The following is a 6106-nucleotide window of genomic DNA, read 5'->3' on the forward strand; positions in this document are numbered from 1 at the left end:
AAATTTTATGAAAAATTTATTATAAACAAATACAAAACAAAAATTTTATGTGATAATATTTAGATAGAGTAACCACTTTTCTGAACAGGAGAAAATTCAACTATGATCAACCGAAATAAGAGCTTTCAAAGCCTCAAAAATCAAGTTTTCCGGCTGCTGATTTTCCTCTTAACTGTCACTTTGCTCCTAGGGGGAAGGGGAAATGCGATCGCCTTGCCCCTACTCCCCGAACAGTTGGCCGTCATCGACCGTGCAACGGCAACGGGTGGCACTGTGGTGGAACCCGTTAAGAAAAAAAATGAGGTTTCTAGCCCAAAAATTCTGGAAGATGCCCAAATTGCCTATGAAAAAGCCATCCAAGCGGCAAAATCGGCTATCGATGACCTAAAGGCTCAACTAGCCGCTCCTTCTCTCGACAAGAAGATTATCGAAGCTCAACAGGACAACCTAGAGGACTTAGCGGATAATATTGACGATCTAGGGGAAAAAGTGAGTAAATTGACGAAAAAATTGACCAAATCCGGGGCTAAACTCAGTGAAACCCTGCAAAACAACCTTATTACCCTAGAAAATAGCCTCGTTAATACCTCCGAGACGATCGATATCTTAGCCGACGACACCGAACGACTCAAAGACAATGCTTCCCCTTTCCTGAAAACTCGCGTAGAAAAGACCATCGACGCTGTTAAACAAACTCTACAGGAAAGCGATCGAGCTTGGCAAGAACTGATCTCCTCGGCCACAACGGAACTGGAGAAGACTAGCACCCCGAAATAAATAGGGCTTGCAAGGGCATACAATCGGTCTTTTTTGGGGTAATTATCGTTTTTACCCCAAAATTATCAAATCCGATCCCTAATAGCTGTCTCCCGTCTCCTGTCTCCTGTCTCCTGTCTCGGAGTCTCGACTAGAAAATTAATTTTGCACGACTACTTACCAATCATGACGCTTACCTATCAACCACCAACCCCCCATCGCTGGCACTTTGATAATCGGGCGATTTTGCCCCTCAGAAACCCTAATTTCTGGAAAATCGAGAGTGGAGTCGTGAAAACCTCCACCTGGTTAGAAGATGGAACCCTGATCGTCTTGGGATTGTGGGGACCTGGCAGTTTTGTCGGTAAAACCCTAGAGAGAGTCAATCCCTATCAAGTTGAGTGCATCACTCCTGTACAAGCAGTTTCCTTTTCCACAGTTGAGAGTTATCAAATGGCAGAAATTCTGCTGTCTCATCTTCAGCAAGCACAAGAACTAAGTATTATTCGTAGCTACAAACGTACTGATGTTATGGTTGTGAAATTACTGTCATGGTTAGGCAATCAATTTGGTAAACAAACCGGTACTGGACAATTAATTGATGTGCGTCTAACTCATCAGGATATCGCTGACTTATTAGGAACCACTAGAGTCACAATTACCCGCGCACTTAATAGTCTAGAACAACAGGGGGCCGTGGAACGTCTTCCTGTCCATCGTCTTCTTTTACGAGAGGAGGACATCTGGCACTACGAGATTTAGAATGGGAAGGATTATCTCTTTTTTCAATCTATGAATTGGTTAGTAGCCCTTTTAATTACTAGCGTGACGAGTTTTGTAGCCACAAATCTCGATGATCTGATGGTGCTAATGTTGTTTTTCTCGCGACTTAATGCTAATTTTCGACCTCGACACCTGATTATTGGTCAATACCTCGGTTTTACCCTGATTCTCCTAGCTAGTTCCCTCGGGTTACTATTTGGGTTACTGGTTTCTAAAGAATGGATTGGTCTATTAGGATTTATTCCTTTGATTATCGGCATTAAACAACTTTTGTCAAGGGAAAATGAGGATTACATTCAAGAAGTAAGAGAAGATGTTAATTATTCTAAAAATCGCTCCTTTTTTCCTCGTTTTCCCTCCCAAACCTATTACGTTGCCGCCGTGACCGTTGCTAATGGTGGTGATAATATTGGTATCTATACCTCTCTTTTTGCCAATAATTCCCCGATGCACGTCTTAATTATTATGATAGTTTTTTATCTCATGATGGGGATTTGGTGCCTCCTAGCCTATTTTTTGATTACCCATCCCAGGATAGCTAAAGTGGTTACAAACTACGGACATAAAATTAGTCCTTTTATCTATATTTTTCTAGGGATTTATATATTAGTTGACAGCCGATCCTATCGTTTATTTTTAATGTCTTAACCAAGAATGCCTAAAAATCGTCTTTTAGCTAGACCAAGCAATCTCTTTTTTTTGTTATTAATTTTGGCGATTATTTTTAATCCTTTCGTGATTGTCAATGCTGGAGAAAGAGGGGTTTTAATGGTTTTTGGACAGGTGCAAGATCACATACTTAATGAGGGCATTCACGGGATTATTCCCGTTGTTAACACGGTAAAAAAACTAAGTGTGAGAATCCAAAAACAACAGATAGCGGCCGAAGCTTCCTCCAAAGACCTACAGGAAGTATTTACAGATGTAGCCCTGAATTGGCATATTTTAGCATCAGAAGTTAATACTATTTTTCAACAAATTGGCGATGAAGCGGCTGTCATTGAACGAGTAATCGATCCAGCAGTGGAGGAAATTCTCAAGGCAGTTATGGCTAAATATACCGCCGAAGAATTAATTACTAAACGGGAGGAGGTGAAAGGAGAAGTGGATATTCGTTTGAGCGAAAGACTGAAAAATTATCATATCGGTGTCGATGATATTTCTTTGGTTCATGTCAATTTTTCCGATCGCTTTACCGACGCGGTGGAAGCCAAACAAATTGCCGAACAGGAGGCCAAAAAAGCCGGTTTTATGGTGCTGAAAGCTCTGAAAGAATCGGAAGTGAAAATCAATCTGGCTAAAGGAGAGGCGGCAGCTCATCGCATTCTCCAAGATTCCTTAAGTCCAGAAGTTTTACAGAACAAAGCGATCGAAAGATGGGACGGTAAACTCCCCCTATTTATGGATGATAATCTGCTCAAGTCCCTTGAATTGGTTAAAGATAAGCGAAAAACTAGATGATAAAAACAATTTATTAAAACCATAAGAAAGAATACTTGATTTTATTGAACTTCCCAGCGAGGAACTCCTCTATGTTATTTAAATCCCAAAAGACAAAGCAGAAATTTAACCCTGATTACTGGCGAGATCATTCGGCCAACGAACGCACCTATCTGTCTTGGATGCGCGCTTCCATCGCTTTGATGGGTTTTGGTCTGGTCATTTTGCGTTTACGAACAGTATCTTCGTCATCTCTAGGACTGGGTTGGTTGTTGGGTTTTGTCTTCGCTATGGTGGGATTATTAACCGTTGTCATCGCCACGCGCCGATATTTTCTCATCCGGCGAGCGATCGATAGTAATAGCTACGAACCTGCTCAAGTCTGGATTATTTGCTTTAGTATAGCGATCGCTTGTCTAGGGTCGGGAATTCTCTATTTTGTCGCCACCAGTCCCGATAGCGGTGGAGTAGAAAGCATCGGTTTCGATTAAAACCCCATCCTCGGACGGAGCGGGATGGGGAGAAAATTGCTCGATACAGGCGGTAAAATCCAGATAACTACTTAGAATTACCCATTTTCCGACCTTTCCCAGGAAGGGGCGAAAGGTGGACAAATCAAAGGACAGGCGCGCCAATGACTGTGGACAGCGACTCCCAAGCGTTGACAATAGCCGTTTCCTCTCCCCTGAAACTTATAAAACCGACAATAACGACAGGTGGAGGAACAACTGACAACTTTGGGGAGAGGATTTCCCTTGGTTTCGATCGCTGTTAGTTTTGGGGATAGGGTGGAAATGGTGTCTAGCAAGGAAGTCTCCAAGGCTAACGGGGTTCACTAGCGACTCTTACCGTACCTAGTCCCAAATTATGTCACAGTCGCCCATCCTCCCGGAGTATAACGGTTGACACGCTCCTAAAAAATTGAGAAAATCCCTTGCTGCCAGAACTATTCCACCACAACACGCCTAGAAAAGCCCCAACTTAAGGAGGCCGCCACCATCATTAATACCATCCACTCTGGCGGCAAATAGGTTGGTTGACAAGCTTTTAATAACAATCTTCCCCCTACCGCTAAAACCGTCAGATAGGCCGCATCTTGTAGGTAAACAAACTCAGCTAACCACCTGACAAATAAACCGGTCAAAAATCGTAGGGCTAACATTCCCAAAATACCACCAGTCAGAAGAATCCAGAATCGATCGGCTAGGGCGATCGCTGTTGTCACACTATCGAGGGAAAAAGCCAGATCCGTAAAAGCAATCAGAACAATAACACGGCCAAAAGATTCTATGGCGAGATTAGTGGCAAAATTTTCGTCTTCTATTTCTATATTTAAAAATTTCTGGCAAAAATGCTTACCCGCTAACCAGATCAGATAAATAGCACCCAGTACCTCCACCTGCCAGAATTTAACTGTCCAACTGGCACTGACTAACAGGGCAACTCTTAACACAAATGCCCCGGCCAATCCCCAGTTTAAAGCCTGGCGTTGTTGTCTGGGGTCGGGAAGTTCTCGCACCAAAGCGGCCAGGGCGACGGCATTATCGGCCGATAGAATGGTTTCTAAGACTGCCAGGGTGAGAATAGTGCCGCAAGTGGTTAGAGAGAGATTTTCAGCTATATCGAGAATTTGAGGGGACATATAATTATATTTTTACTCCTATGACGTTGTAGATGCGTCTTGGTATTTCCTGCTAGGATTCTTGACTATTTTTTTGTCGGTATAAATCTAAGGTCAAGTTCTTGAGCTTGCGATCGATGGCGAGATTGCTGAAAACGCTCTCCTTGACTAGGATTTTGGCCGGACACTATCATCTTAGGTACGGGACAAGCATAAAAGCAAATATTCTTAATTGTCGTTTTAATAAATAAAAGTGATGGAACGGCGAGGGGGTTTCCCAGCTTTGCATAAAGGGAATTTATGGATTTGAAAACAAAGAATATTTGTTTTTATTAAAGCCATTGCCTAGAGTGAAAACAGAGACTCAAAAAGATCACTCAAGGAGATCAAAAACGATGAAACCGAAGCTACTGACAGCCTTCTGTCTATTGCTAATCACAGTTTTTTCTTGCTTCCACCCTGCCATCGCTGGGGCCGTTACCCCCACTGGCGGCGCACCGGCAAAAATTACTCTGGTCGAGCCGGCTGCCGCCGATAATCTGCAAAAACTACAGGAAACTAACGCCTGTGTCGGTTGTGACTTTAACGGAATTAGCCTCAAAGATTTAAACCTGTCCTGGGCCAATCTAGAAGGAGCAAACCTCAGCCAAACGGATCTAGAAAGAACAAACCTACAGGGTGCTAACCTGAAAGGGACTAATCTCCAGGGAGCCGACCTCGGCAAAACTCTCCTAGCGGGAGCCGATTTAAGCGGGGCCAATCTCTTAGGTGCAGATTTAGAAAAAGCCAACCTGCAAGGAGCAAACTTAACCAACGCCAATCTGCAAAAAGCTGACTTAGAGAAGGCCAATCTCACTAATGCTCGGTTAGACGGTGCTAACCTGCAAGATGCGGACGGTGAAGGGGCGATCGGTGTCGATCCCAATCTATTCTAAAAAAAGTTTTTATGGCAGAATCAAGTTTTAGCGGTTTTCAAGGAGAGCAATATCTATGGAAATTACTCCTTTTTCTCAGCGATCGCTAGATGGGGAGGGAGCGGAAATGCTGCTAGACTTTAAAAAAGCCCATCAGCAAGATTTAAAGGCAATTGCCGAGATTTTGGCAAGAATTAGTCACCAATCACCAGAAAAGGTAGAAATTCTCTTGGAGACAATGCTAAAACAACTGATAGAGCCAAAAACACCTTTTTACGAGACGGCAACACCGACGGAACGAGCGCAAGCTTTTCGGGATTGGGCAAGTAGTCACGATCGAGGCAGCGCACTTTTATCCGACTATGCCGTAAGTCGCGATAGTATCTTTGACATCCTCACCGCCGTAAACGGACGGTGATTCCCAAACCTCACGATTTAGGTTTCTGCTTCTTTCCCGAAGGATTTTTCGCACCTGCCTTAACAGATTTACTCTGTTCTGGTCTTATGGTCGCTCTACAGACTGACACCGCAAGCCCTGCGGCCAAAATATTTTTACTGGCGTTAACATCTCGGTCATGGTGTGTCCCACAGT

The 6106-nt window shown here is 43.4% G+C and carries 9 protein-coding genes and 1 pseudogene; 7 read left to right on the forward strand and 3 right to left on the reverse strand.

Annotated elements, in window-relative coordinates:
- Positions 1–102: 102 nt before the first annotated feature.
- The 5 genes from PX481_RS07460 (at position 103) to PX481_RS07480 (ending at position 3470) form a co-directional block, all read left to right on the forward strand.
- Positions 103–777 carry a hypothetical protein gene (locus PX481_RS07460; RefSeq protein ID WP_288094196.1) on the forward strand — a complete coding sequence of 225 codons (675 nt, stop codon included), beginning with the start codon at positions 103–105 and terminating at the stop codon, positions 775–777.
- A gap of 165 nt (positions 778–942) precedes the next feature.
- Complete coding sequence (locus PX481_RS07465; protein WP_288094198.1) at positions 943–1518, forward strand: Crp/Fnr family transcriptional regulator; 576 nt, start codon at positions 943–945, stop codon at positions 1516–1518.
- Positions 1519–1548: 30 nt separating this feature from the next.
- On the forward strand, positions 1549–2187 hold the full coding sequence (locus PX481_RS07470; RefSeq protein WP_002762681.1) for a cadmium resistance transporter: 639 nt from the start codon (positions 1549–1551) through the stop codon (positions 2185–2187).
- Positions 2188–2193: 6 nt separating this feature from the next.
- A complete protein-coding gene (locus PX481_RS07475) occupies positions 2194–3000 on the forward strand; it encodes a prohibitin family protein (protein ID WP_002762680.1) in 807 nt (268 codons plus the stop codon).
- Positions 3001–3071: 71 nt separating this feature from the next.
- Entirely contained in the window at positions 3072–3470 is a 399-nt protein-coding gene (locus PX481_RS07480; protein WP_002762678.1) for a YidH family protein, read from the forward strand.
- Between the two features lie 77 nt (positions 3471–3547).
- Here the strand turns inward: PX481_RS07480 and PX481_RS07485 are convergent, their stop codons facing one another.
- Both PX481_RS07485 and PX481_RS07490 read right to left on the reverse strand, forming a co-directional pair.
- On the reverse strand, positions 3548–3787 hold the full coding sequence (locus PX481_RS07485; protein WP_223210634.1) for a hypothetical protein: 240 nt from the start codon (positions 3785–3787) through the stop codon (positions 3548–3550).
- Between the two features lie 138 nt (positions 3788–3925).
- On the reverse strand, positions 3926–4621 hold the full coding sequence (locus PX481_RS07490) for a TerC family protein (RefSeq protein ID WP_288094201.1): 696 nt from the start codon (positions 4619–4621) through the stop codon (positions 3926–3928).
- 374 nt (positions 4622–4995) lie between these two features.
- Here PX481_RS07490 and PX481_RS07495 point away from each other — a divergent pair, with 374 nt between their 5' ends.
- Together PX481_RS07495 and PX481_RS07500 are read left to right on the forward strand one after the other, a co-directional pair.
- Positions 4996–5535, forward strand: coding sequence for a pentapeptide repeat-containing protein (locus PX481_RS07495; protein ID WP_288094203.1), 540 nt, complete (start codon positions 4996–4998; stop codon positions 5533–5535).
- 55 nt (positions 5536–5590) lie between these two features.
- Positions 5591–5932: a hypothetical protein gene (locus tag PX481_RS07500; RefSeq protein ID WP_147069608.1), complete on the forward strand. Its 342-nt coding sequence runs from the start codon at positions 5591–5593 to the stop codon at positions 5930–5932.
- A 10-nt stretch (positions 5933–5942) separates the two neighbouring features.
- Here the strand turns inward: PX481_RS07500 and PX481_RS07505 are convergent.
- A pseudogene (locus PX481_RS07505) lies at positions 5943–6106 on the reverse strand (RNA-guided endonuclease TnpB family protein); the annotation flags it as partial.

It is taken from the genome of Microcystis sp. M53603_WE2 (genome assembly GCF_030065435.1).

What these genes read in the sequence shown, in the direction of transcription:
- PX481_RS07460 (WP_288094196.1), top strand. Translation starts at nt 103, where the DNA reads ATGATCAACCGAAATAAGAGCTTTCAAAGCCTCAAAAATCAAGTTTTC.
- PX481_RS07465 (WP_288094198.1), top strand. Translation starts at nt 943, where the DNA reads ATGACGCTTACCTATCAACCACCAACCCCCCATCGCTGGCACTTTGAT.
- PX481_RS07470 (WP_002762681.1), top strand. Translation starts at nt 1,549, where the DNA reads ATGAATTGGTTAGTAGCCCTTTTAATTACTAGCGTGACGAGTTTTGTA.
- PX481_RS07475 (WP_002762680.1), top strand. Translation starts at nt 2,194, where the DNA reads ATGCCTAAAAATCGTCTTTTAGCTAGACCAAGCAATCTCTTTTTTTTG.
- PX481_RS07480 (WP_002762678.1), top strand. Translation starts at nt 3,072, where the DNA reads ATGTTATTTAAATCCCAAAAGACAAAGCAGAAATTTAACCCTGATTAC.
- PX481_RS07490 (WP_288094201.1), bottom strand. Translation starts at nt 4,621, where the DNA reads ATGTCCCCTCAAATTCTCGATATAGCTGAAAATCTCTCTCTAACCACT.
- PX481_RS07495 (WP_288094203.1), top strand. Translation starts at nt 4,996, where the DNA reads ATGAAACCGAAGCTACTGACAGCCTTCTGTCTATTGCTAATCACAGTT.
- PX481_RS07500 (WP_147069608.1), top strand. Translation starts at nt 5,591, where the DNA reads ATGGAAATTACTCCTTTTTCTCAGCGATCGCTAGATGGGGAGGGAGCG.